Annotated in this window: 23 protein-coding genes and 1 other annotated feature; of the genes, 17 read left to right on the top strand and 6 right to left on the bottom strand. The window is 36.9% G+C overall.

What is annotated here, in order from left to right; translation table 11 throughout:
• Nucleotides 1–34 precede the first annotated feature (34 nt).
• Nucleotides 35–1,822, bottom strand: coding sequence for a S9 family peptidase (locus tag MHI47_RS09715; protein ID WP_340830634.1), 1,788 nt, complete (start codon nt 1,820–1,822; stop codon nt 35–37).
• A 224-nt stretch (nt 1,823–2,046) separates the two neighbouring features.
• On the opposite strand from MHI47_RS09715, the gene MHI47_RS09710 reads away from it, so the two are divergent.
• From MHI47_RS09710 to MHI47_RS09695, 4 genes are read left to right on the top strand one after another with little or no spacing between them, the layout of a single operon-like run.
• Nucleotides 2,047–3,696, top strand: a complete 1,650-nt coding sequence (locus MHI47_RS09710) for a methylmalonyl-CoA mutase family protein (protein WP_340830633.1) — start codon at nt 2,047–2,049, stop codon at nt 3,694–3,696.
• Nucleotides 3,689–5,842: a methylmalonyl-CoA mutase gene (gene scpA / locus MHI47_RS09705; RefSeq protein WP_445678310.1), complete on the top strand. Its 2,154-nt coding sequence runs from the start codon at nt 3,689–3,691 to the stop codon at nt 5,840–5,842. Before MHI47_RS09710 ends, scpA begins: the two co-directional genes overlap by 8 nt.
• Nucleotides 5,842–6,936: a methylmalonyl Co-A mutase-associated GTPase MeaB gene (meaB, locus tag MHI47_RS09700; protein ID WP_340830631.1), complete on the top strand. Its 1,095-nt coding sequence runs from the start codon at nt 5,842–5,844 to the stop codon at nt 6,934–6,936. Before scpA ends, meaB begins: the two co-directional genes overlap by 1 nt.
• A gap of 41 nt (nt 6,937–6,977) precedes the next feature.
• On the top strand, nt 6,978–7,418 hold the full coding sequence (locus MHI47_RS09695; protein WP_093534047.1) for a BrxA/BrxB family bacilliredoxin: 441 nt from the start codon (nt 6,978–6,980) through the stop codon (nt 7,416–7,418).
• Between the two features lie 250 nt (nt 7,419–7,668).
• On the opposite strand, the gene prli42 is transcribed toward MHI47_RS09695, so the two are convergent.
• Nucleotides 7,669–7,764: a stressosome-associated protein Prli42 gene (gene prli42 / locus MHI47_RS09690; RefSeq protein ID WP_175496143.1), complete on the bottom strand. Its 96-nt coding sequence runs from the start codon at nt 7,762–7,764 to the stop codon at nt 7,669–7,671.
• Nucleotides 7,765–8,265: 501 nt separating this feature from the next.
• Here prli42 and mce point away from each other — a divergent pair.
• The 5 genes from mce to MHI47_RS09665 all read left to right on the top strand — a co-directional run bounded on the left by mce (nt 8,266) and on the right by MHI47_RS09665 (nt 13,390).
• Nucleotides 8,266–8,676, top strand: coding sequence for a methylmalonyl-CoA epimerase (mce, locus tag MHI47_RS09685; protein WP_093534049.1), 411 nt, complete (start codon nt 8,266–8,268; stop codon nt 8,674–8,676).
• Nucleotide 8,677: 1 nt separating this feature from the next.
• The gene (locus MHI47_RS09680; protein WP_340830630.1) at nt 8,678–10,225 is read left to right on the top strand and encodes an acyl-CoA carboxylase subunit beta; all 1,548 of its coding nucleotides are present in this window, start codon (nt 8,678–8,680) and stop codon (nt 10,223–10,225) included.
• Nucleotides 10,226–10,240: 15 nt separating this feature from the next.
• Nucleotides 10,241–11,353, top strand: a complete 1,113-nt coding sequence (locus tag MHI47_RS09675; RefSeq protein WP_340830628.1) for a M20/M25/M40 family metallo-hydrolase — start codon at nt 10,241–10,243, stop codon at nt 11,351–11,353.
• A gap of 17 nt (nt 11,354–11,370) precedes the next feature.
• On the top strand, nt 11,371–11,856 hold the full coding sequence (locus MHI47_RS09670; RefSeq protein ID WP_340830627.1) for a chemotaxis protein CheW: 486 nt from the start codon (nt 11,371–11,373) through the stop codon (nt 11,854–11,856).
• Nucleotides 11,857–12,148: 292 nt separating this feature from the next.
• Entirely contained in the window at nt 12,149–13,390 is a 1,242-nt protein-coding gene (locus tag MHI47_RS09665) for a DNA polymerase IV (protein WP_340762351.1), read from the top strand.
• Here the strand turns inward: MHI47_RS09665 and MHI47_RS09660 are convergent.
• Nucleotides 13,378–14,829: a UDP-N-acetylmuramoyl-L-alanyl-D-glutamate--2,6-diaminopimelate ligase gene (locus MHI47_RS09660; protein WP_340830626.1), complete on the bottom strand. Its 1,452-nt coding sequence runs from the start codon at nt 14,827–14,829 to the stop codon at nt 13,378–13,380. The two genes, MHI47_RS09665 and MHI47_RS09660, sit on opposite strands and share 13 nt — an antisense overlap.
• 257 nt (nt 14,830–15,086) lie before the next feature.
• On the opposite strand from MHI47_RS09660, the gene rnz reads away from it, so the two are divergent.
• On the top strand, nt 15,087–16,028 hold the full coding sequence (rnz, locus tag MHI47_RS09655) for a ribonuclease Z (protein WP_340830625.1): 942 nt from the start codon (nt 15,087–15,089) through the stop codon (nt 16,026–16,028).
• Nucleotides 16,029–16,050: 22 nt separating this feature from the next.
• Here the strand turns inward: rnz and MHI47_RS09650 are convergent, their stop codons facing one another.
• Together MHI47_RS09650 and proC are read right to left on the bottom strand one after the other, a co-directional pair.
• Entirely contained in the window at nt 16,051–16,221 is a 171-nt protein-coding gene (locus MHI47_RS09650; protein ID WP_175496144.1) for a hypothetical protein, read from the bottom strand.
• Nucleotides 16,222–16,248: 27 nt separating this feature from the next.
• A complete protein-coding gene (gene proC, locus MHI47_RS09645) occupies nt 16,249–17,064 on the bottom strand; it encodes a pyrroline-5-carboxylate reductase (RefSeq protein ID WP_340830623.1) in 816 nt (271 codons plus the stop codon).
• Between the two features lie 84 nt (nt 17,065–17,148).
• Nucleotides 17,149–17,361, bottom strand: a binding site (T-box leader).
• A 117-nt stretch (nt 17,362–17,478) separates the two neighbouring features.
• Between proC and MHI47_RS09640 the strand changes: the two genes are divergently transcribed.
• A complete protein-coding gene (locus MHI47_RS09640; protein ID WP_175496145.1) occupies nt 17,479–18,423 on the top strand; it encodes an MBL fold metallo-hydrolase in 945 nt (314 codons plus the stop codon).
• A complete protein-coding gene (locus MHI47_RS09635) occupies nt 18,410–19,162 on the top strand; it encodes an SDR family NAD(P)-dependent oxidoreductase (protein WP_093534065.1) in 753 nt (250 codons plus the stop codon). Before MHI47_RS09640 ends, MHI47_RS09635 begins: the two co-directional genes overlap by 14 nt.
• 111 nt (nt 19,163–19,273) lie before the next feature.
• On the opposite strand, the gene MHI47_RS09630 is transcribed toward MHI47_RS09635, so the two are convergent.
• Nucleotides 19,274–19,441 carry a Spo0E family sporulation regulatory protein-aspartic acid phosphatase gene (locus MHI47_RS09630; protein ID WP_093535637.1) on the bottom strand — a complete coding sequence of 56 codons (168 nt, stop codon included), beginning with the start codon at nt 19,439–19,441 and terminating at the stop codon, nt 19,274–19,276.
• Between the two features lie 311 nt (nt 19,442–19,752).
• On the opposite strand from MHI47_RS09630, the gene MHI47_RS09625 reads away from it, so the two are divergent.
• The 5 genes from MHI47_RS09625 (at nt 19,753) to MHI47_RS09605 (ending at nt 23,423) form a co-directional block, all read left to right on the top strand.
• Complete coding sequence (locus MHI47_RS09625; protein WP_340830621.1) at nt 19,753–20,535, top strand: aminoglycoside phosphotransferase family protein; 783 nt, start codon at nt 19,753–19,755, stop codon at nt 20,533–20,535.
• Nucleotides 20,536–20,566: 31 nt separating this feature from the next.
• The gene (locus MHI47_RS09620; protein WP_340830620.1) at nt 20,567–21,229 is read left to right on the top strand and encodes an HAD family hydrolase; all 663 of its coding nucleotides are present in this window, start codon (nt 20,567–20,569) and stop codon (nt 21,227–21,229) included.
• 21 nt (nt 21,230–21,250) lie between these two features.
• Nucleotides 21,251–21,547, top strand: coding sequence for an antibiotic biosynthesis monooxygenase family protein (locus tag MHI47_RS09615; RefSeq protein WP_340769295.1), 297 nt, complete (start codon nt 21,251–21,253; stop codon nt 21,545–21,547).
• Nucleotides 21,548–22,081: 534 nt separating this feature from the next.
• Nucleotides 22,082–22,597 (top strand): sigma-70 family RNA polymerase sigma factor, encoded by a 516-nt coding sequence (locus MHI47_RS09610; RefSeq protein WP_093534073.1) that lies wholly within the window; start codon nt 22,082–22,084, stop codon nt 22,595–22,597.
• A complete protein-coding gene (locus MHI47_RS09605) occupies nt 22,572–23,423 on the top strand; it encodes a hypothetical protein (RefSeq protein WP_340830617.1) in 852 nt (283 codons plus the stop codon). Before MHI47_RS09610 ends, MHI47_RS09605 begins: the two co-directional genes overlap by 26 nt.
• Nucleotides 23,424–23,621 lie beyond the last annotated feature (198 nt).

Raw genomic sequence — 23,621 nt, 5'->3', positions numbered from 1 at the left:
CTTTTTAGTATTACGTAGTTTAGGAAGATTTAGATTAAATAAACCGATCTAAGAATTCCAACATTTTACTATACACAAATATTTCATTTTGTTTTTTGGAGAAACCATGACCTTCATCCGGTAGAACAATATATTCCACATCTCCGCCTTTTTCCTTCAATGCAGCGACAATCTGGTCGGATTCTTTTTGGACAACACGAGGATCATTAGCTCCTTGGATAACTAGCATAGGTTTTGTCATCCCATCTAAATAAGTAATTGGAGAATCCTCTATGAACTTCTCCTTGTCTTTTACTGGGTCACCTACCCATTGAATCATAAATGATTTCCAAAACTCAGGTACGGAATCTACAAATGAGAATAGATTACTAGGACCGAATATATCTACAACTGCCTTGAAATACTCGGCATGGCGTCCGTGTAGTAAAAGAGACATATAACCACCATAACTTCCACCAAGTAGGAGAATCTTATCTCTATCCACATATCCTTCTTTTATTAACCATTCTAATCCTTCCAAATTATCCAGGCGGGGTCCATGTCCCCAATCACCTTCTACCATTTTCATGAACTTCAAGCCGTAGTTAGAAGAGCCACGGAAGTTTGGTGCGAAAATGGAATACCCTCTGTTTAGAAGGAATTGGAACATGGAACGAAACCATTTTCTCTCCAGGGATTGAGGACCCCCATGTGGCCACAGAATAACATGGCCATTGGAATACTCTTCTTTTGCTTGGAAAAGTAGGGCCTCGATTTCTAGACCATCAAAAGAAGGGTAAGTTAAAATAGTAGGTTCTACTAGTATCTCCTCTGGAACCCCTGGAATTCGAAAACGAGTTAACTCTTCCCATGATTCGCTGTTATCTTTCGATACAAAGACATTGTTTGGTCTTGTGGAAGTTCTTCCTTGGATATATAGATTACCTGATGGCATAATGACTACTTTTTCTACGACACTAGTCGGTGCTTTGACTTCTTTAAGTGTCTCATTTGTTAAATGGAATTCATAAAGCCGGTCTTCTACTCCATAAGATCCTACTAGATAGAGGCTCGCTGTTTTCTTAGAAAAATGGATACTAGAAAAATCCTCTTTCTCTATTTCTAAGACTTTCTTGAATTCCTTCGCTTCTAAGTCGAACTTCGCTAAATAGGTTAAATCAGAATTATAATTTGTTAAAAAGTAGATTTCTGTTTCTGAAGTGTAAAGTGCTTCTGATACTGTGTGCTGCTCTTTCGTCTCAGGCGTCATAAGGAAAGTCTCATTACCAATATGAACATAGGCTAGAGAGTATGTATTTCCAAATTGTTTACTTGAAACAAAAGTTTTTTCAGCTGGAGAAACAGCCTCTATAGAAGTAGGAGCAATTGTTCCTTCCAATAGAACTTTATCTTCTCCGGTTTCTATATCGTATAGATGACTATTAAGGAAGGATGCATTTCCTGTTGTTGTTGAATAATAAAGACGTTTTCCATCTGTCGTCAAGTAGTTGAAGAAATGTCGTTCGCCTTCATTACTACGAAGTGAAATAAGTTTTCCACCTTGAGGCGAAAGTGCGTAAATTTGTGTATTCTCATCTCCATCTGTATCAAAACCAGCCACCATAAATTCACCAGTTTTAGCGTATGTTAAGAAATCTACACTTTGATTATTAAATGTTAGTGGATACGGGAATTGGCTTGGTAAATCCATTCCCCAAATATTAAAGTGACCATTCAGATTTGAACTAATTACTAATTGCTTTTCATCAGGACTGACAGTGAAGTTTTCCACCGTTAAAGTCTGAAAAAATTGTTCTACTTCTGGCTTATCAAATGTGACCATTCTCATTCCCCAATTCTATTAAGATTTTTCCATTTTACCATATAAAATAGTGATTTAAATTGAAATTCACGAAATAATGAATATATTCTAAAAAATTTAAGCATTAGCGCATATTAAACAATGTATTTAATGTTGATATACAATAGCTCTTTCATCCAACACTCTTCTGAGGTAAAATATCATTAGGTTAAAGTAATACCAGAGGGGGAAGCGAAAGCGATTTTATGACTATACAAGATATGAAACAAACGGAATTTAAAGAAGCAACACTTTCCGAGTGGGAGCAAGTTGCCGTTAAATCACTTAAGGGTAAATCATTAGAATCTCTTTCTACCAAGACTTTAGAGGAAATTATTTTGAAACCGCTTTATTCATTAGCCGATTTGGAAAATATGTCTATACAACAAACAAATTCTATACGAAGCGCTAAACAAACTGCTGATTGGCTCATTGCACAGCAGGCGACGGGGAATACCAGTGAAAATATATTAATAGATTTACAAGATGCCTTAGCAAAAGGAAATAACATAATACATTACAAGCTAGAAGCTCATCATCAGTGGACTAAATCCCAATTGGAAGAATTATCTGCTTTGGTTGAGCTACATCCAGTACTGCTTGATATATCTCATGATCCAACATTCATACATAGTTTCAAAACAATCAAAGGTGCTGTTAAAGGATCTAGAGATACGGATATGCCTCATACAAGAACAGTGTACTTGGATGGGACAGCTATTCACCAAGCAGGAGGAGACGCTGTTAGTGAGTTAGTGAGTGTCTTACTACAGGCAGATTACATGACTCAAAAAAGCAGTATAGAGAGAATCGCAGAAAAAGCATTCGCTCAATTTTCTGTGGACACTAATTTCTTTATGGAAATTGCGAAAATCCGTGCATTTCGGGTACTTTGGAAAGCATTTGGAGAAGCACATGGACAGGAGAATATCAATGCTATTCCTGTCCATGCTGAAACTTCCTTGAGATCATTCTCAGCACTTGATGCAACTGTGAATATTTTACGAGCAGCAAATAGTACGCTTGCGGCAGTACTTGGAGGAGCGGACAGTGTAACAAGCTTTCCACATGACATATTAACAAGTGCAAATCCAACATCTAAGAGAATTGCACGGAATATGCAGTTAGTATTAAAGGAAGAGACACATATTCAACGAGTGATGGACGCTTCAGGTGGCTCTTATTATATTGAAACACTGACGAAACAATTAGTTGAAAAAGCATGGGCATTATTCTTGGAGTTGATAAAAGAAAAGTCATTCGAATTAGCAATTTTTAAACTGCAAGAAAGAGCAGAGTCCAAATGGGAAGAACAGTTGGAAGCACTTGCTACTCGCAAAAAATCTTTAATCGGGACTAATGTGTACGCTAACCCAGATGATTCTTTAATATTCAAGCTGAATGGTACAGGCTATAAACGATTAGCAGAACCATTTGAACAATTGAGACAAGCATTTTTGAGCAATCCCTTAAAAACTGCTATTTTTCCATATGGCCTTTTAAAAGAGTACAAAGCTCGTATGGATTTCGTAAGTGGGTATTTAACTTCTATTGGTTTGAAATCAATAGTTGCACCCGAGAACTTAAAGCCGTTTGAGATGCAAAAATGGATTGACGAAAATGAAATAGACTACGGGGTCTTTGTTGGAAACGATGAGCAGTCAGCTGGATTAGTTCCAGCTATCCTAAATGAAAATATATCGATTCCACTAGATGTTGCAGGTCAGTTTGAAGAGTATGCTGATTGGCTGGAAGCTGGATTAAACGGTAGAATTTTTGCAGGGCAATCTCTTTTTGAAAAAGGCTTTGAACTGTTAGCACTTGCAAAAAAGGAGGATTCAAATGACCATGCCTAATTACGATAAAGTATCTATTGAACAGGTGTTACAAAAAGAAAGTAACGCAACACCTAGTGCAACTGAATCCTTTTTAACGAATGAAGGAATTCATTTAAAGTCCTTATACAATCGAGAAGATTCATCTACCTTACCGCATGTAAATGACTTACCTGGGATTGCTCCAAACACTAGAGGACCTTATCCGACGATGTATGTGGCAAAGCCTTGGACGGTCCGCCAATATGCTGGATTTTCAACAGCAGAAGAAAGTAACGCTTTCTATAGAAGAAACTTGGCTATGGGTCAAAAAGGCCTGTCCGTTGCATTCGATTTAGCAACGCATCGCGGCTATGACTCCGATCATGAACGTGTTACAGGGGATGTTGGGAAAGCAGGAGTAGCCATAGATTCGGTGGAAGATATGAAGATTTTATTTGATGGGATTCCGTTGGATAAAATGTCTGTGTCGATGACGATGAACGGAGCAGTTCTCCCAATTTTAGCTTTCTATATTGTGACTGCAGAAGAACAAGGAGTAACTCCGGATCAGTTAGCCGGGACGATACAAAATGACATATTAAAAGAATATATGGTGCGTAATACGTATATATATACTCCAGAAATGTCGATGAAAATTATTGCGGACATATTTGCTTATACAGCTAAAAAAATGCCTAAGTTTAACTCTATCTCTATATCTGGCTACCATATGCAAGAAGCTGGGGCTACTGCGGATATAGAATTAGCCTATACATTGGCCGATGGCTTAGAATATGTGCGAACAGGTCTAGAAGCTGGAATAGATATTGATGCCTTTGCACCTAGACTTTCGTTCTTCTGGGCAATCGGCATGAATTATTTCATGGAAATAGCGAAAATGCGTGCAGCTCGTAGAATATGGGCACAAATGATGCAAAGCTTTGATCCAAAAAACCCTAAATCTCTTGCTCTTCGTACGCACTCACAAACATCTGGTTGGAGCTTAACAGAACAAGATCCATTCAATAATGTGACAAGAACTTTAGTAGAAGCTAATGCTGCTGCAATGGGTCACACGCAGTCACTTCATACAAATGCTCTAGATGAAGCGATAGCATTGCCAACAGATTTCTCTGCCCGAATTGCTCGAAATACTCAATTATTCCTCCAGGAAGAAACGAATATGACGAAAGTAATCGATCCATGGGGCGGGTCCTATTACGTTGAAACATTAACAAATGAATTAATGGAAAAAGCTTGGACTTTGATAGAAGAAATTGAAGAGTTAGGCGGTATGGCAAAAGCGATTGAAACAGGCTTGCCTAAGATGAAAATAGAAGAAGCAGCAGCAAAAAAACAAGCGCAAATCGACTCTTCGAAAGAAATAATCATTGGGGTTAACAAATATCGTTTGGAACAAGAAGATGCAATAGATATTTTAAATATAGATAATACAGTCGTTCGTCAAAAACAAATGGAGCGCTTAGACAAAGTCAAAGCAAACCGTAATGAAAAAGCAGTTCTAAAAGCATTAGCAGATTTAACAGAAGCCGCAAAAACTGGGGAAACCAATCTGTTAGAAGCTGCTGTTATAGCGGCTAGAGAACGTGCTACTATTGGAGAAATCTCCGATGCTATTGAAGTAGTGGCTGGAAGACATAAGGCGGTGATCCGTTCAGTGAGTGGTATATATAGCGCTAACTTTAATGATGCAGAAGAGATTAATGCAGTAAAACAAATGGCAGAAGACTTCCGTGAAAATGAAGGCCGTCGTCCACGTATTTTAATCGCCAAAATGGGTCAAGACGGACATGATCGTGGAGCTAAGGTTATTGCAACTGCATTTGCTGATTTAGGATTTGACGTAGATATTAGCCCGCTATTCCAAACACCTGCAGAAACTGCACTGCAAGCAGTCGAAAATGATGTCCACGTTGTTGGTGTAAGTTCTTTAGCTGCTGGTCATATGACATTAGTTCCTTCATTGAAAGAGGAATTGGCTAAGCTTGGTAGAGAGGATATACTAATTGTTGTTGGTGGTGTAATTCCAGCTCAGGATTATGCTTTTCTACGTGAAAATGGTGCCTCCGCTATTTTCGGTCCAGGAACAGTTATTCCGGTTGCTGCACAAAAAGTGATCGAAGAGATATACAAGCGTCTTGGCTACGAGGAAGTGGAAGGTTAATGTCAAAAACGGATAATAATAACGAATCTTCTATGCATGTGATGAATGGCATTAAATCGCAACATGATGGGGTGGGGAAAGCTTCTATTAAAAAGTTTTCTAAAAGAAAGCCTCTTCAAATTAATGAAGAGGAATATATCCGACAAATTCAAAGTGGCTCCAGGCTGCATTTAGCTAAAGCTATAACGTATATTGAGAGTACAGTAAATGATCAACAGCAAATTGGACAGCAATTACTAAAAAACTTACTTCCGTATACTGGCAATAGTATACGTATAGGAATAACAGGGGTGCCTGGAGTAGGAAAAAGTACATTTATCGAGGCATTTGGTAAAATGCTTTGTGATCAAGGATATAAAGTTGCGGTATTAGCCATCGATCCTAGTTCATCTTTGACTGGAGGCAGTATTCTCGGAGATAAAACGAGAATGGAAGAGCTTGCTAAGCATCCGAATGCGTTTATCAGACCTTCGCCTACTGCTGGAACACTTGGTGGCGTGCATAAAAAATCTCGAGAGACAATGCTTCTCTGCGAGGCTGCTGGATACGATGTCATTTTAGTGGAAACGGTTGGAGTAGGTCAAAGTGAGACAATAGTAAGAGGTATGGTTGATTTCTTTTTGTTATTAGCGCTTACAGGTGCCGGAGATGAATTGCAGGGGATGAAAAAAGGAATCATGGAGCTTGCGGATGCTATTATTGTCCATAAAGCAGATGGATCCAATGAAAAGCTAGCTAAAAAAACGGTTGCGGAGTACAAACAAATCCTCCATTTTTTAGCACCGTCTTCACCTAATTGGCAAACTCCAGCACTTGCAGTATCTTCGCTATATAAAATTGGATTAGATATAGTATGGGAAAATATACTACACTTCCAGCAAGTGATGAAAGAAAAGTCGGTTTGGCAACATAGAAGAAGAGAACAAACAATTGAATGGTTTAAAACGATGATTGTGGATCGATTATACGATGACTTTTTTTCATCCACTGTTAAAAAGCAAGCTATGGCAACTTTAGAACATTTAGTGCGAGATGAAAAAATAACAGTTTCCCAAGCGGTTGACGATCTATTTTCCTCGAATCCAAACGGATAATCTGATAAGATTAACATAGTAAAAAAAGGAGAGTGGCATAAATGAATATGGATTTCAATTTATATATGAACGATATACTAGTACAAGCTCGTGGAGAAATGGACGCAGCAGGTTATGAGCAACTTGAAACACCTGAGGCAGTAGATGCAGCATTTGCTCGTCAAGGAACAACTTTAGTAATGGTAAACTCTGTATGTGGATGTGCTGGAGGAATTGCACGCCCTGCTGCGGCAAACTCTGTACATTATGATAAACGTCCAGACCATTTAGTAACTGTTTTTGCTGGTCAAGACAAATTGGCTACTCAACAAGCGCGTAATCTATTCGGAGATGATCACTTGCCTTCTTCTCCATCATTTGTTCTGTTAAAAGACGGACAACCTGTAGCAGAAATCGGTCGTCACGAAATAGAAGGTCATGCACCTACTTCTGTCATTACACATCTTCAAGAATTATTTGAAGAATACTGCGAAGAAGTTTAAATAATAAAAACCAGCGGAAGCATCTAAATGCATTCGCTGGTTTTTATCATTTCTCAAAGATCCATAAATTGAACTTTTTTAATATATTATGGCGATGAACAGGTAAACATCATAAGATTTTGCAAGAAAAAGAGATGCTGGTTGGTTATGACATCGTCACAACCAACCAGCATCCCTAAAATTCACTTGGTAATAGAATGGCAAACGCCTGTTCAAAGTCCTTTGGACACGATAGAAACAGGTTTTGACATTAAAGGATGAAGCTTAGACCGAATAGTAATGTAGACATTACCATTACAAAAATCATTAAATACACAATAATTTTACGAAAAGTTTGGTTGCGCATAATTTCTCTCCTTTAGCTTGTACCTTTATTTTAACAAAAACATAAAAATGCACAAGAGGTAGAGATTTTTTTTTGAAATAGGTACAATAGAAAAAGGGTTATTTTAAATTTTCTGTAATCACTTGATATTGGAATATTAGGGACAGTCATTATCATGAGAGATTCCATCAGCTCATTGTAGATAGCCTTTTTCATAGATAGAATCTTTGCATAGAAATACGTTCTAATGTTGTTATTATCTGCATGCGGAATGTGACAATATAATTTTGCAAAATCTATCAGTTTATTACTACACATTTTTTGATAGAAGTGAAGGTTGGCAACTTCGGTGGGTCTAGTGAGAAAGTCGGGACCCCAAAGGAGTATACTTTAAAAAGTAGGAATACTTTCTGCCGTATGCAGTCAATTCGAGAAAAGGGTCATAATGACACGGGCTCGACTTCGGACTGCAACGAATATCAATAGTATTATTTTATAGTTATTTAATAGAGGGGTGTAAAAATGGAGAAAATTGATCATATCGGGATTGCTGTTAAAAGTATTGAAGACTCTCTTCCTTATTACATAGATACATTGGGATTAAAACTATTACATATTGAAGATGTTCCATCAGAAAAAGTTCGTGTAGCGTTTATCGATAGCGGGAATGTCCATTTAGAATTACTTCAACCAATCGATGAAACAAGTACGATTCATTCGTATATTGAAAAAAAGGGTGAAGGTATTCATCATATAGCTTTTGGAGTTACTAGTATACAACAGCGTTTGGACGAGCTGAAAGAAAAGGGCGTCCGACTTATACAGGAAACTCCAAAAGCAGGTGCTCATGGTGCTCAGGTAGCATTTATACATCCAAAAGCATCTCGTGGAGTGCTTTACGAATTAGTCGATAAAACCGGGGGAGAGAAATAATATGGATATTTATGAAAAAATCAATGACTTATATGATCGCAAACGTAAAATCGAACTTGGTGGCGGAGATGAACGTATTGAGAAACAGCATGAAAAAGGGAAGCTGACTGCCCGGGAACGAATTGAATTATTAGTAGATAAAGGTTCATTTGTAGAGTTAAGTCCTTTTATCAAACATCGTACAGTAGACTTTGGTATGGATAAGCAAGAGGGCCCAGGTGATGGAGTAGTTACTGGGTATGGGAAAGTAAATGGTCGTCCCATTTATCTGTTTTCACAAGATTTCACTGTCTTTGGCGGAGCTTTAGGAGAAATGCATGCACTCAAAATTGCAAACGTCATGGATTTAGCAGCTAAAAACGGAGCACCTTTCATAGGGCTAAATGACTCTGGTGGTGCTCGTATTCAAGAAGGTGTTGTATCACTGGATGGATATGGTCAAATTTTTTATCGTAATGCTATTTACTCGGGAGTTATTCCTCAAATCTCTGTCATTTTAGGACCATGTGCTGGTGGCGCAGTGTATTCGCCAGCTATAACTGACTTTGTGTTCATGACGGATGAAACGAGCCAAATGTTTATCACAGGTCCGAAGGTAATTGAAACTGTTACCGGGGAGAAGATTTCTGCAGAAGATCTTGGTGGTTCGAAAGTACATAACACAATTAGTGGAAATGCACATTTCCGTGGGAAAACTGAAGAGGAAGTATTAGAAAGCGTTCGATTACTTTTAAGTTATTTACCACAAAGCTTTGAAGAAAAACCTACTATCGCTGATGTACCAGAAGAGGATGATAATCGTCCTGACTTAGCAGATGTCGTACCTTATGAAGCTATTCGCCCATACGATATCCGAAAAGTTATTGATCAAGTAGTGGATACAGGTTCTTTCTTAGAAGTACAAAAAGAATTTGCGAAAAATATCGTGATTGGTCTTGCACGTATTAAAGGAGAGGTAGTTGGTTTAGTTTGTAACCAACCAAAAGTAATGGCTGGAGGTTTAGATATAGATTCTTCGGACAAAGCAGCTCGATTTATACGTTTTTGTGATGCCTTCAATATTCCAATCATTACATTTGAAGATGTTACTGGATTCTTCCCAGGTATTAAACAAGAACATGGTGGAATTATTCGCCACGGTGCCAAAATCCTATTTGCTTATTCTGAAGCAACCGTTCCTAAAATAACCGTTATTTTACGAAAAGCATACGGCGGCGCTTATGTTGCGTTGAATTCCAAGTCAATTGGAGCAGATGTGGTATTCGCATGGCCAAATGCAGAGATAGCTGTAATGGGACCGAACGGCGCTGCTAATATCATTTTCGCCCGTGAAATTGCACAAAGTGAAGATCCAGAAGCAGTTCGTGCAGAAAAAATTGAAGAGTACCGTGAGAAATTTGCGAATCCATACGTAGCCGCTTCAATGGGAATGGTAGATGACGTAATTGATCCAAGAGAAACTCGTATTAAACTTATTCAATCTTTAGAGATGATGCGTAATAAAAAAGAAACTAGACCAAACAAAAAACATGGTAATATTCCATTATAAAAAGGAGACTTTTCAATGAGTCGATTAGTTGAGGAATTTTTAGAATTAGTTCAAATAGATTCAGAAACAAAGCATGAAGAAGTAATTGCACCAATTTTAAAAGACAAATTAGAGCAGCTTGGATTTACTGTTGTGGAAGACGATTCTGCTTCTAAAACAGGACACGGAGCTGGCAATTTAATCGCAACATTAAAGGGTTCAAATGCAAATGTAGATCCAATATACTTTACAGTCCATATGGATACTGTTGTACCTGGAAAAGGCATTAAACCCGTTATTAAAGAAGATGGTTATATATATTCTGATGGCACAACAATTTTAGGTGCTGATGACAAAGCTGGAATCGCTGCTCTGTTTGAAGCTATTCGCCGCTTGAAAGAACAATCTATTAAACACGGCGATATTCAAGTCGTTATTACGGCTGGAGAAGAAAGTGGATTAGTAGGAGCCAAAGAATTAGATGCGTCCTTACTAACTGCAAAATATGGCTATGCGATAGATAGCGATGGAACGGTTGGTGGAATTGTAACGGCTGCTCCATTCCAATCTAAGCTATGGACAACCATTACTGGAAAAACTGCGCATGCAGGAGTCGCTCCCGAAAAAGGTATTTCTGCGATTACTTTAGCTGCTAAGGCGATTTCTGCGATGAAATTAGGTAGATTAGATGCCGAAACTACGGCTAATATTGGTCGATTTGAAGGTGGACAAGCAACTAATATCGTCTGTGATGAAGTTCATATACTTTCTGAGGCTCGCTCGATCAATAAAGAAAAACTAGATGCACAAGTTGCTCATATGGTCGCAACATTCGTTGAAACTGCTGAAAAGTTTGGTGGTAAAGCAGTGACAGAAACGCAATTAATGTATCCAGGATTTCATTTTGAAGAAGAACATGCAGTTGTACAGGTTGCTAAACGTGCAGTAGAACGAATTGGAAGAACTGCAGAGATTAAAACTAGTGGTGGTGGTAGTGATGCTAATGTAATTGCTGGATTTGGGATTCCTACAGTTATCTTGTCTGTGGGTTATGAAGAAATTCATACAACAAATGAACGCATGCCTATTGAAGAATTAGAGAAATTAGCCGATTTAATAGTAGAGATCGTTCTAGTAGCGGCAGAATGAAATAGGAGGTGACTTCGTTGAGCAATAAAAAGGTAGTAGTATTTCAATGCGGAAATGAAGATTATGCAGTATCCATTGAACATGTAGTTTCCATTGAGAAATTAGAGCAGGTAAACCCGATTCCACACTTACCAAATTATTTAATAGGTTTGATGAAGATTCGTGGAGAGCTAGTGCCGATTATTGACTTTGAACAAATTTTGTATAATCGCAGTGGTGTCGATCAGGAACTAGCAAGAGTAGTTACGATGCATACTGAAAATATGACGGTTGGACTTCTTGTGAAAGAAGCGAAAGAGATTTTAGATATTGAGCAAGAAAATCTAAAGCAAATTGGTTTGGTGAATTATACGAAAACACGTTATTTCACAGCAGTTGCTAACTTAGAGAATCGAATGATTACAATCGTAGATGCTTCTATTTTGGTAAGCTCCTTAGAAGGTTTTAATGATATTCAAACGTATGTAGAAGAAGTAAAAAAAGAAGTAACAGTTACTAAATAATTTCATGCTGTATTCGGGGAGGTAGCTTATATAGCTACCTTTTTTGAGAGTATAAGTGTAAAATTTAATCCAGTGTTTTAAGGGTTTTGAGGATTGAAGAGTCCTCTAACTTCTAATTTTCGTTTCGGACGGACGCTTTCCCGCCGAAGTCGGCGCTCTACACTTCATTCCTTAAAGAGTATATTAGTTTCTATACTTAAATCTGGTGTGTAGAGCAAATGAAGAATTTATTTAAAGTTCAGCAATGAAATTTATTCATTAATGCAAGAAAAAAGGAAGGAGGGGGGCTAACTTGTCCGGAAAACATAGAATTATCTTTCACCTAGATATGAATAGCTTTTATGCTTCTGTTGAGCAAGCACATAACCCCTCTTTAAAAGGAAAGGCTATTGCTATAGCCGGTAATCCTAAAGAAAGACGTGGCATACTTGTTACATGCTCCTATGAGGCAAGGGCAAAAGGTGTATATACTACAATGTCCGTTTGGGAGGCAAAACGAAAATGCCCAGAACTAATTTTGTTGCCCCCTAATTTTGAAATTTACCGAATCGCTTCAAAAGCCATGTTCGAGATATTAAGATCCTATACACACTTAGTAGAACCAGTATCAATCGATGAAGGGTATATGGATGTAACAGAATTGGATATGAACAATGATGCAATCGGCTTTGCCAAATCTATTCAGGATCGCATATTACGTGAACTGGATTTACCTAGTTCAATCGGAATTGCTCCTAACAAATTTCTTGCTAAAACTGCATCCAATATCAAAAAACCGATGGGTATAACTGTTTTGCGAAAAAGACAGGTAAATGAAATCCTATGGCCCCTACCGGTAATAGATATGCATGGAATAGGGGAGAGTACTGCTAGAAAATTAGAATCGATTGGTATTAAATCGATCGGAGATTTAGCTAATGCAAATCCTAATTTACTAAAAGAAAAACTCGGAAAAAATGGTGTTCGACTACTAAATCGTGCAAATGGTATTGATAACAGGGCAGTAGATCCTGAATCTATATATGATACGAAGAGTGTAGGGAATTCAACAACATTACCTTATGATGAATCGAATATAGAAGAACTGGAGAAGGTATTTGTACGATTATCGAAAAAAGTGGCTGCGAGACTTGATGCCAAAAATCTAGCTGGACGTTCTATTACAATACATATACGGGATGCTAATTGGAAAAACAAAACGAAAAGTAAGACATTAACTAGTCGCTTATACAAGGAACAAGAAATATACCAATTGGCATTAGAACTATTCAATGCTTCTTGGAATGGAGATCCTATTCGTCTACTAGGAGTAACTGTAAATAATGTATACGATAAGGGAGAATCTGTAGAGCAGCTTTCTATTTTTAACTTTGAAGAACATGCTAAAGAAGAGCCTATTTTAAAACTTGTGGAGCAACTGCAAGGTAAGTTTGGGGAAGATAGTATTAAGCGTGGAATGAAAGTAAAAAAGAAGCCTTCACTGGAATCTAAAACAAGTTTCAGCAAAGACTTCTTAGATGATCATAATGATTGATAATGCTCATTTTGAATAGCCAATGAATCGTTCAAATAATGCAAGGTGTGAATGTCTGAAGCAGTAGGTAAGCTGAAGCTATTCTGATAATTTTCAATGCCTTTCCCGGTAATTACGATAAGGTCATTATTTTGAGCTTTTTCCCAAGCATACTGTATTGCTAAAGTTCGATCGGGAATAATAATACATCTATTCATCGGATCTAATTCGTTCAAATCTCGAATCATCTGTTCTGAAGGTACTCCATTCAAATCATCAAAAGTTAAAATACATGTTTCACATTTCTCCAAAGAGACTTCTACCATACTTTTTCTTTTTTGTACGTCTCTATCTCCCCTAAACCCAAAAATATGTATAATTCTTTGGGGGTTATATAAACGAGCAGCTTCTAAGATATGAGAAAAGGCATTTGTTGTGTGGGCATAATCTACAATGCATGTTGCCCCAGCTGGATGTTCAAATAGCTCAAATCTACCTGGTACTCCACCAAAACTTTCTAACGCACGCTCAATATTTAACGGGTCTATATTTAGCGAGATTGCAGTTGAAAAAGCAAGCGAAGCATTTTCTAAGTTATGTTTACCTTTCATGCGACTCTTAAGCGAATATGACTGTATTGGAGCGTCAAGGGATATCAGTTCTTCGTCATTCACCATGTATGTGGGATTTGTCCCATTTATTTTGATAACTTCTTTGTTTAAAGTGTTTACGAAAGCACAAAGACGTTCACCCCAGGAAGTATTAGAATTAATAACAGCAATTCCGTTTGGTTTTAAATATTCAAATAGAGATTGCTTCGCTTCGAAATAGGATTCCATTGTTTTATGATAGTCTAAATGCTCATGTTCTAAATTCGTAAAAATACAAACATCAAATCGAAGACCCTCGACGCGAGATTGGACCAAACCGTGGGAGGAAACTTCCATAATGACAACTCGATCATGACAAGTAGCTAATAGCTTGTTTAGGGTAACTGCATCCGTAGTTGTGTGGTAGGACTCCTGTTCAACTCCATTTATAATTGTCGAAACACTACCGAATAATGCACATGATATTCCTACTGATTCCAAAATATGTTTAAGCATAAAGGATGTAGTTGTTTTTCCATTTGTACCAGTAATTCCAATCATAATTTTATGTTGAGTTGGATTACCATAAAAGATTTGAGCTACTAATCCGAGTGTTTTCCGTGCATTGGGCACTCGAATATAGGGAACTCCAACTGAGGTAAGATTTTCTTCGCCAATGACTACACATGCCCCATTTAAAATTGCATCTTCGATATACATATGTCCATCTGTCTGAGCTCCCGATATCGCAACAAATATAAAATTTTTCTCTACTTCAGAAGAATTAAAAGCCAAGCCTTGTATTTCAATGGACTCGTCTTCTTGACTTATGTGAATGCCTAATGGCTTTATCAATGTCTCTAATTTCATAAGCTTTGGACGCCCCTTTTAGTTGTTTAGTTATTGTTTGCAGTTTTGCTTTTTACATACATGCAATTTAGAGGTAGACTAACTATATAAATTACTTAATGATCCTGTACATCTAATATTAGTCGTAAGTAAATCTAATCATTTATAGTAGACAAGTAAAACTTAAAAATGGTCAATTTTAAGATGTTTTCACAACAAAATAAATATATAATCTATAATTTAGAATATGTCCAAAATAGTTAAGGAAGTGAGCAAATATGCAATTATTATTTTTAGGAACTGGAGCAGGAATGCCGTCAAAACAGCGTAATACGACATCTACTGTTTTGAAACTACTAGAGGAGAGAGGTACTTTTTGGATGTTCGATTGTGGAGAAGCCACTCAGCACCAAATTTTGCATACGACACTAAAACCTCGTAAACTCGAAAAATTATTTATTACACATTTACATGGAGATCATATATATGGGCTTCCTGGTTTGCTTGGATCTCGTTCTTTTTTGGGTGGAAACGAGCCACTTACAATCTATGGACCTACAGGGTTAAAGAATTGGATTGACGTAACGCTTGCTGTATCTAAAACGCATGTAAAGTATCCGCTTACCATAATTGAAATAGAAGAGGGTACTGTTTTCGAAGACGAGCAATTTATTGTAGAAGCTAAACTACTCGAACATGTAATGCCTTGCTATGGGTATTCTGTTAAACAAAAAGCGCTTGCTCCAGAGCTTTATATAGAGAAAACAGATGCTTTGAGAGTTCCAAGAGGTCCATTGTTAAGACAATTAAAAGAGGGAAATGATGTAGTACTTTCCAATGGGACTATAGTCAAAAGTGAGGAAGTAACAGGAGAAGTAAGAGAAGGTTTTAAAGTCACAATATTAGGAGACACAAAGTATTGTGAAAACTCGATACAGTTAAGTGAGAAAGCAGACATTGTCGTTCATGAAGGAACTTTCGACATTGAAACCGCTGAGCTTGCAAGGCTTTATGGTCATTCCACGATAGTTGATGCTGCAGAGGTTTGTCAGAATGCGTACGCTAAAAATTTAGTCGTAAATCATATTAGTGCAAGATTCCTGTCCTCTGACTTAAGCAATATGCTTACTCAAGTGAAACATTATCCTTTTCCAATCTATATTGCTGAAGACCTTGCTGAATATAGTTTCGTAAATGGTTTATTAACTAAATGCAAATAAAAAAAGAGAATCCGAATGTGAATTATTCACTAGGATCTCTTTTTTTCTCTATTATAACTAAACTTACTGTAGCGATAGGTCCAATTATTAAGGACAAGATGAACCAGTTTAGTCCACTTCTATTTTTACCTTGGGCAATACCTGCATTGATAAAAGCTAAAGTACCCCAACCAACAAAATATGAATTATCCATGTTATCGACATCCTTTATACCTGTATATTACGTTTCGAATATTTTCCCGATCTCTCGAGATCTGTTTTCTGCAGCATGGATACAAGCAAATATAGCTTCACTCACTTTGTGCTCCATTAGCTGTTCCAGACCAGCTTCTGTCGTTCCACCTGGACTTGTCACTCTTCTGCGTAGTTCACTTGGTTCTACATCACCTTTTTTGAGCATTTGTGCAGCACCTTCCATTGTTTGTATAAATAATTGACGAGCATCGCCTGAATCTAAGCCATGCTTAACAGCAGCAGACTCAAACTGTTCAGCAAAGTAATAGAAGTAAGCTGGACCACTACCAGAAAGTGCAGTGACAACATGTAAATCGTCCTCTTCTACGACTTTTACCGAACCAATAGACTCTAACAAATCGATTATTAGTAATTTAGATTCATCCGTTATAAGCTCGTTCCAGCATAAAGCAGATGCACTCATTCCAACTGCTGCTGAAGTATTAGGCATAACTCGTGCAACTGGTCTATTACCTAAAGCATTTATAATGGTTTGAATATTAATCCCAGCAATAACTGAAATAATCGTTGCATCTTTGTTGAGATATGGCGCCAGACTAGTTAATGCCTCCTGTGCATCCTTTGGTTTCATCGCTAAAAAAACAATATTAGCTTTAGTTAACGCTTCTTTCTGTTCACATAAGATCTGTACATTGTACGTCTGTTTTAAATAGTTAAGTTGGTTTACATCTGATTTATTCGTGACGTGAATGGATGTCGGTGAAATTTTATTACTTTTTGTTAAACCATTTATAATGGCTTCTGCCATTGCCCCCGCACCAACAAATACAATCTTCGTCATATAATTTCCTCCCTTTTGTAGAACCTGTTTTCCTTTGAATGTTACGCAATAGGCAAAATAAAAAAGCGCTCTCGTCCCATATATAATAAGGACGAAAACACTTGTTTTCCGCGGTACCACCTAAATTTGCTGTAAAATACTCAGCACAACTTAATCCTTCGTATCGAGAAGGTACGACCATGTTTACATAGTAGCTCCGAAGTAGGTTCTATATACGAGCGGGAGGTGAAATTTTCAGCAGACATTTCACTCTCTTAACTCCATCATATATGTACTAATCTTCATCTTAGCTTTTATATTCTGAATTAATGAAATTATATGCATCTTCTCTTACAAAGTCAACCATATTTTCGTGACGACTTGTACAAATAAAGGTACAATGTAATGAATGACTATTCATTAAGGAGAATTCTGATGATACATAAAATAATAATTCCTACACCTTTTGCGGTAGGGGATGTAAACGCATATTTAGTTAAAGGGGATGTTTTAACCCTAATTGACGCTGGACCAAAAACAGAAGAAGCATTAATAGCATTAACACATGGGATTAAAGAGGCAGGCTATGAACTGGCCGATATTGAACAGGTTGTTTTAACACATCATCACCCGGATCATGCGGGATGGACAGATGCTTTTGAAAAAGCAACTATTTTAGGTCATGAATACAACCAAGTATGGATGACGAGAGATGAAGAATTTTTACAATATCATGATCATTTTTATCTACAATGCTTAAAAGAAGAAGGAGTTCCAGAGGAATATTTTAAATGGGTCGAGAAGATGAGGAGGCCATTAAATCTCTTAGGAAGCCGTTCAATTGATACATATTTGTATGAGGGAGATATTTTGCCCGGACATCCAGATATTGAAGTGCTGGAAACGTTAGGCCATGCTCAGAGTCATTTAGCATTTTGGTCTGAACGTACAAAAGTGCTTATAGGTGGAGATCTTATTCTCGAGAAAATTTCGTCTAATCCTTTAATTGAGCCACCATTAAATGCAAATGATGAGCGTCCAAAATCGATGTTACAATATAATGCCTCGCTGAAAAAAATTCAACAGCTACCAATCGAAAAGGTATATAGCGGTCATGGTAACGAAGTATATAATATTCAGGAGCTTGTAGCATATAGACTCGAAAAACAAAAAGAACGAGCACTTAAAGTACTAGATATGATGAGTGCTGGTGAAAAAACCATTTTTGAATTGACGAAACAACTTTTTCCTAAGGTATATGAAAAAGAACTGGGTTTAACGCTTTCCGAGACGATTGGACAAATAGATTATTTAATCGAGGAAAAACTTATAACTGTTAACCGAAACGATAAAGGAATTTTGCTATATGAACAAAGCTAAAAAAATCTTAATAACTGGTGCTACAAGTGGAGTTGGACTAATGCTAGCTAATAATCTACACGAAGCTGGACATGAAGTATGGGCTACTGGAAGAAATTCCAGCGTGTTAAAAAATCTAGCTGAAAATGGAATTCATACAATTGAAGCGGACTTAACGGTTGACCAATCATTTGACTCGCTCTTTCAAGATGTGGGGACCCCCGACACCATAATTCACTGTGCTGGTATTGGTACTTTTTCATATTTATTGGATATGGATGAACGAGAAATGGAAAAAATGTTGCAGGTAAATGTATTGGCTCCTATGAAGTTAACAAAATACTTTGCAGAAAAGATGAAACTTCGAGGGAGTGGACACTTTATATTTGTTGCATCTCAAGCAGGTAAAGTAGCAACTCCTAAAGCATCTGTGTATGCGGCATCTAAACATGCTATAATCGGATTTGCAAATGCTATCCGCATGGAACTGAAGGAATTTGGTGTGGTAGTTACGACTATTAATCCTGGACCTATAGATACGCCCTTTCTCGATTTAGCAGATAAAACGGGTAATTATAGAAATAGCATGAGAAAACACCTTTTAGCTCCGGACAAGGTAGTATCTTCTATTGAACGAGTAATTGAAAAACCTGTAAGAGAGGTGGATCTTCCCTCTTACATGAGTTTCACCAGTAAACTGTACGCTTTAGCACCGTCCATTGTCGAAACAGTAGGGAAAAAATATTTCACCAAAAAATAACAAAAAAAAACCGATTTCCCACTTAAAAAGGAGAAATCGGTTTTTCATTTCGTGCTGCGGTGTGTTTCATCGCATCAAAAATAACTAAGTTAGGTACCTAAATAATACAATTCAAGAAACTTTACGTTGGTATCTATTTAGTAGTTCATCAAGTTCTTGACTGCAAGTAACAACAATAGGATGAGTAAATCCAAGACTCTTTGCCTTTCTATACATATCCTGTTTCTTTTGTTCAATTCGTAGCAATAATAATTTTTGTTGCAAATGACTGTTCACAATAATTCTTCCTCCGTAATGTATATTTAGCTTCATTTCATGAGTGTATATCTAGTAGGTAATGTAGCAACCTGCTTATTGTATAATATAGAATTTGCAAATATTGTCGGAACACGGAATGTAACATACATTTCACAATAATGTCACAATTTATATAACTTTTAACATGATTATTGTCGCAATTCAACTTTTTGGGTAGACATTTTAAGTTGTATGTACAACTAATTATTACATAATATTTGTATATAAAAGGATTATGTGGTGCGGATGAAGAATATCCATATAAAAGAAATAGTTTAAAAGAGGTGCAAAAATTGAAAGAGTATATACATAAAGCATTGCCCAAGCAATTTGAGACAATCATCGGCAATATTCAAAATGTTTCTTATCCAGCAAGGCAGGGAGCAACTTCTGAAGTAGTTTTTCTTCATACCGATCAGGGGAAATATGTTTGTAAACGCTCCTCTTTACCACAGTATAAGACATGGTTATTAGAGGAAGCGAAAGCTATGAAAGAACTGAATACTAATACTTCCTTACCTATACCAACTTTTTACGATTATATGGAAGAAGAGGATAATAGTTACCTGCTCATGAGTATGGAAGAAGGGGTTCCTTTAAGAGAGGCATTGTTAGCTGTTAAAACAAATGAGGAACAAGTGAAACTCATTCAAAGCTTTGGTGAAAAGTTAAAAAAATTGCATGAAACTTCACTACCACCTGAATGGGAGCATCAGATAAGTTGGTTAGATATACAACTGAAAAAGGCTGCATACAATTTACAACACTATGAGGTGGATGGAAACCCGCAATTATTAGATAGTCTCCTAGAACAAAAACCTAGAGCTATACCTCAAACGCTTATTCATGGAGATTGTACAATAGATAATGTTTTAGTCGTAGACAATTCTGTCGAAACGTTTATAGATTTGTCCGGAGTAGCTTATGGCGACCCAAGATATGATGTGGCACTTGCCATTCGCTCCTTTATATATGATAAGTCATTGTTAAATGCATTCTATAAAGGTTATACATTATTGAGATTATCAAAAGAAGAATTTGATTATTTTGATGGGGGACTTTACGAGTTTTTTTAAAAATATAATTGATTGAATAGGAGTATTGGGAATGATTAAAGCAGTTATATTTGATTTTGATGGGTTACTAGTGGATACGGAAACTATATGGTATGAAGCATTCAGAGAGGTTTTTTATGAGCGCTATCAAGTAGACTTAGATTTAGCAGGATATTCCGAATGTATAGGCACTGGAAATGATGTTTTATACAGTTACTTTCGAAAAATTGCAGGTGATGCAGTTGAATGTGAATTGTTAGAAGAGCTTGCAGCAGCAAGATACACAAGCATGATGAGAGCTCCAGTGCTCAGAGAAGGTGTAAAAGAATATTTAGAGGAGGCCAAACAATATAACTTGAAGATAGCATTAGCTTCAAGCTCCTCAAAGCAGTGGGTTCAAAGCTACTTGGAACAACTTAACATAATAGATTACTTTGAAGTGATCAATACTAAAGATGATGTAAAAAATATTAAACCAGATCCAGAATTATACATCAAAACACTTAGAGATTTAGATTTAACTTCAAAGGAAGCAGTTGTATTTGAAGATTCCTTAAATGGATTAAGTGCGGCTAAGCAAGCAGGAATTCGTTGTATCATTGTTCCAAATGCAGTTACGAAAAATTTGAAATTTGAGGACTTTGATGAGCGAATAGAATCGATGTCACAAATTTCTTTAAGTAGTTTATTAAAGAAAATAGAACGCACTACATGAGATTAAAAAAGGGGGGATCACATGATATTAGAAGCTGTAATGATTCACGTTAAACCAGGACAAGAAGAAAACTATGAGGATGACTTTCGCAAAGCATCTCAAATTATATCTACTATGCAGGGTTATATAAATCATGAATTACAGCGTTGTATGGAGGTGAAAGGGAAATATCTGTTGCTAGTAAGGTGGGAAACCTTAGAAAGTCATACTGTAGACTTTAGAGGATCAACCGAATATCAAGTGTGGCGAAAATTACTTCATCCTTACTATGAACCATTTCCTATAGTCGAACACTTTGAGCGCGTACAAATACCTTAAATATTTTACTTCAATAAGAATAGTGAATAGTGAGAAAGGGATTGCAGTTGCTATCCCTTTATTTTTAGGCTCTGTTAAAGAAAGAGGTTGATAATCGTTAATGACTGCGAAGAAGAGGTTTCCCTATATAAATTTTTATTGGATATTTATGTTAAAACTAAAGGCTTGTGAAAGTGTTCACTTAAACTAACGAGGAATTTTTGTTCAATTGGAAAAATCAGTGAAAGAGCAAAAAAATTAAATATCTAATAATAATAGTTCTATGAGAATTTCAAATAATTACTTGTCAGAAGGATTGATAAAATAATGTTATTCTCCAATAGATAATTTAAAATGACATGAGCTGTTATTGAATCACAGGTAGAATTGCAGATTTCGAATCAAACTACATATATTACGATACATCTTCCACATTTAGTAATACTCACATATCGCCACATCTCCGATGTATACCCGATTTGATCTTTTCACTCATTTTTGAAACAGAACTTCCTCTTGCTCCGTCTAACATTTAATAATAAAAGGAGTTGCCATATGACCCGACTCGAAAAATTTATATATGATCATGGTGATGAGTTGTTGAGACTTGCTTATACATATGTGAAAAATAAGCAAGCTGCGGAAGACATTGTCCAAGATGTGCTACTAAAAGCATTTGAAAAGCAATCGTTGTTCCGTGAAGAGGCCACGTATCGTACATATTTGTATCGGATGACGATCAATCGCAGTTACGACTATTTGCGAAGTTGGCATTATAAAAATACGACTATGGGCGAAAAAATTCAGCATTTATTTGGCCGAACGCCTGAGCAAGATATCGTGACGAAATCAGAAAATCGTTTACTAGCACAAGCCGTTCTTTCATTACCGCTGAAATATCGTGAAGTCATTGTACTTACGTATTACTTAGACTATTCGTCAGAGGAAATTGGTATGCTACTAAATTGTTCATCGGCTACGGTGCGTACAAGGCTTGCCCGTGGGCGAAAAAAACTTAAATTGGTGCTTAAGGAGGACGGCTTTGATGGAACGATTGAAAACGGGTATTGACGAAGTGATTGGCGAAGAGTCCTGGATGACGAAGGACCTTGCACAGAAAATGGCTAAACCGAGAAAAAAGTGGACGCCTACTCCGATATTTGCAATGGTAGGCATCGTTTCAATCGTTGCATTGCTTCTTGCAATTACATTATGGTCAAACCAATCAGAGATTTTAAGTGCTACCACAAAAAATGCACTTGGGGACCATGGTGAACTTTTTAACACGTATTTCGAGGCAATTGATGCACTGGATTCAGAAAAGCTACATTTAGTAGCATCCCCGGCATATGGAGGTACTGTAGATGAGTTATCTGAAAAGTATGAAAGTATGGATTTTTCGACAGCAGAATTTCTACTGGAGCTTGACGGCATCATTTGGATGAAATTTATGGTGATGAATAAAGAAGGAGAAAAATGGAACGAAGTTGTTACGTATTACCAAATTGTTGATGGCAAAATATATGAATCAGTTTATGATCAACCCTTTTATATATACGAGCGTTTTGATATTGAAGTAGCGCAGGCGCAAGCAATTTTTGGTTTCGGTGGATATAGTCATAATAACAATCAGTTTGTGGCAATAGATGATGGAGAATTGCTTGTGAGTGGCTCTCGTTCACGTAATAAAGTAGAGTCAGCCGTCGAGTTATACTTAAAAGAGATTGGCAAGGAAAATGTGTTTAAACATTTCCAACAACCTCGACTTATCTACAAAGATAATGGAAAAGTTTTATGGTTATCGGCAGATGGATTTGACATCGTCTTTACGAGAAAAGGCGAGCGTATTTTAGTGGATAACCAAGGCGCCGAATATTATCAACAAGGAAGATACTAACAAAACATGTCGCTCAGTCTTCGTGTTCTTAATAATTTTCAAGCACACGAAGACTGTTAACACCTATTAAATTGTAATATTGTGAAGTGTTTCACTTTAACTAACGGGTGCTTTACTTCAGGAAGGAGTAAAGCTGTTTTCTGATTGAAGTAACGTACGTAGGTTAGTTCAATAAAAAGGTTTTTTTGCGCTTGTGTT

It is taken from the genome of Psychrobacillus sp. FSL H8-0487 (assembly GCF_038008385.1).
Classification (GTDB): domain Bacteria; phylum Bacillota; class Bacilli; order Bacillales_A; family Planococcaceae; genus Psychrobacillus; species Psychrobacillus psychrotolerans.
Note: the sequence above shows the minus strand (reverse complement) of the source record. Positions and strands in the feature narration are given on the sequence as shown.

What these genes read in the sequence shown, in the direction of transcription:
- MHI47_RS09715 (WP_340830634.1), bottom strand. Translation starts at nt 1,822, where the DNA reads ATGGTCACATTTGATAAGCCAGAAGTAGAACAATTTTTTCAGACTTTA.
- MHI47_RS09710 (WP_340830633.1), top strand. Translation starts at nt 2,047, where the DNA reads ATGACTATACAAGATATGAAACAAACGGAATTTAAAGAAGCAACACTT.
- scpA (WP_445678310.1), top strand. Translation starts at nt 3,689, where the DNA reads ATGCCTAATTACGATAAAGTATCTATTGAACAGGTGTTACAAAAAGAA.
- meaB (WP_340830631.1), top strand. Translation starts at nt 5,842, where the DNA reads ATGTCAAAAACGGATAATAATAACGAATCTTCTATGCATGTGATGAAT.
- MHI47_RS09695 (WP_093534047.1), top strand. Translation starts at nt 6,978, where the DNA reads ATGAATATGGATTTCAATTTATATATGAACGATATACTAGTACAAGCT.
- prli42 (WP_175496143.1), bottom strand. Translation starts at nt 7,764, where the DNA reads ATGCGCAACCAAACTTTTCGTAAAATTATTGTGTATTTAATGATTTTT.
- mce (WP_093534049.1), top strand. Translation starts at nt 8,266, where the DNA reads ATGGAGAAAATTGATCATATCGGGATTGCTGTTAAAAGTATTGAAGAC.
- MHI47_RS09680 (WP_340830630.1), top strand. Translation starts at nt 8,678, where the DNA reads ATGGATATTTATGAAAAAATCAATGACTTATATGATCGCAAACGTAAA.
- MHI47_RS09675 (WP_340830628.1), top strand. Translation starts at nt 10,241, where the DNA reads ATGAGTCGATTAGTTGAGGAATTTTTAGAATTAGTTCAAATAGATTCA.
- MHI47_RS09660 (WP_340830626.1), bottom strand. Translation starts at nt 14,829, where the DNA reads ATGAAATTAGAGACATTGATAAAGCCATTAGGCATTCACATAAGTCAA.
- rnz (WP_340830625.1), top strand. Translation starts at nt 15,087, where the DNA reads ATGCAATTATTATTTTTAGGAACTGGAGCAGGAATGCCGTCAAAACAG.
- MHI47_RS09650 (WP_175496144.1), bottom strand. Translation starts at nt 16,221, where the DNA reads ATGGATAATTCATATTTTGTTGGTTGGGGTACTTTAGCTTTTATCAAT.
- proC (WP_340830623.1), bottom strand. Translation starts at nt 17,064, where the DNA reads ATGACGAAGATTGTATTTGTTGGTGCGGGGGCAATGGCAGAAGCCATT.
- MHI47_RS09640 (WP_175496145.1), top strand. Translation starts at nt 17,479, where the DNA reads ATGATACATAAAATAATAATTCCTACACCTTTTGCGGTAGGGGATGTA.
- MHI47_RS09635 (WP_093534065.1), top strand. Translation starts at nt 18,410, where the DNA reads ATGAACAAAGCTAAAAAAATCTTAATAACTGGTGCTACAAGTGGAGTT.
- MHI47_RS09620 (WP_340830620.1), top strand. Translation starts at nt 20,567, where the DNA reads ATGATTAAAGCAGTTATATTTGATTTTGATGGGTTACTAGTGGATACG.
- MHI47_RS09615 (WP_340769295.1), top strand. Translation starts at nt 21,251, where the DNA reads ATGATATTAGAAGCTGTAATGATTCACGTTAAACCAGGACAAGAAGAA.
- MHI47_RS09610 (WP_093534073.1), top strand. Translation starts at nt 22,082, where the DNA reads ATGACCCGACTCGAAAAATTTATATATGATCATGGTGATGAGTTGTTG.
- MHI47_RS09605 (WP_340830617.1), top strand. Translation starts at nt 22,572, where the DNA reads ATGGAACGATTGAAAACGGGTATTGACGAAGTGATTGGCGAAGAGTCC.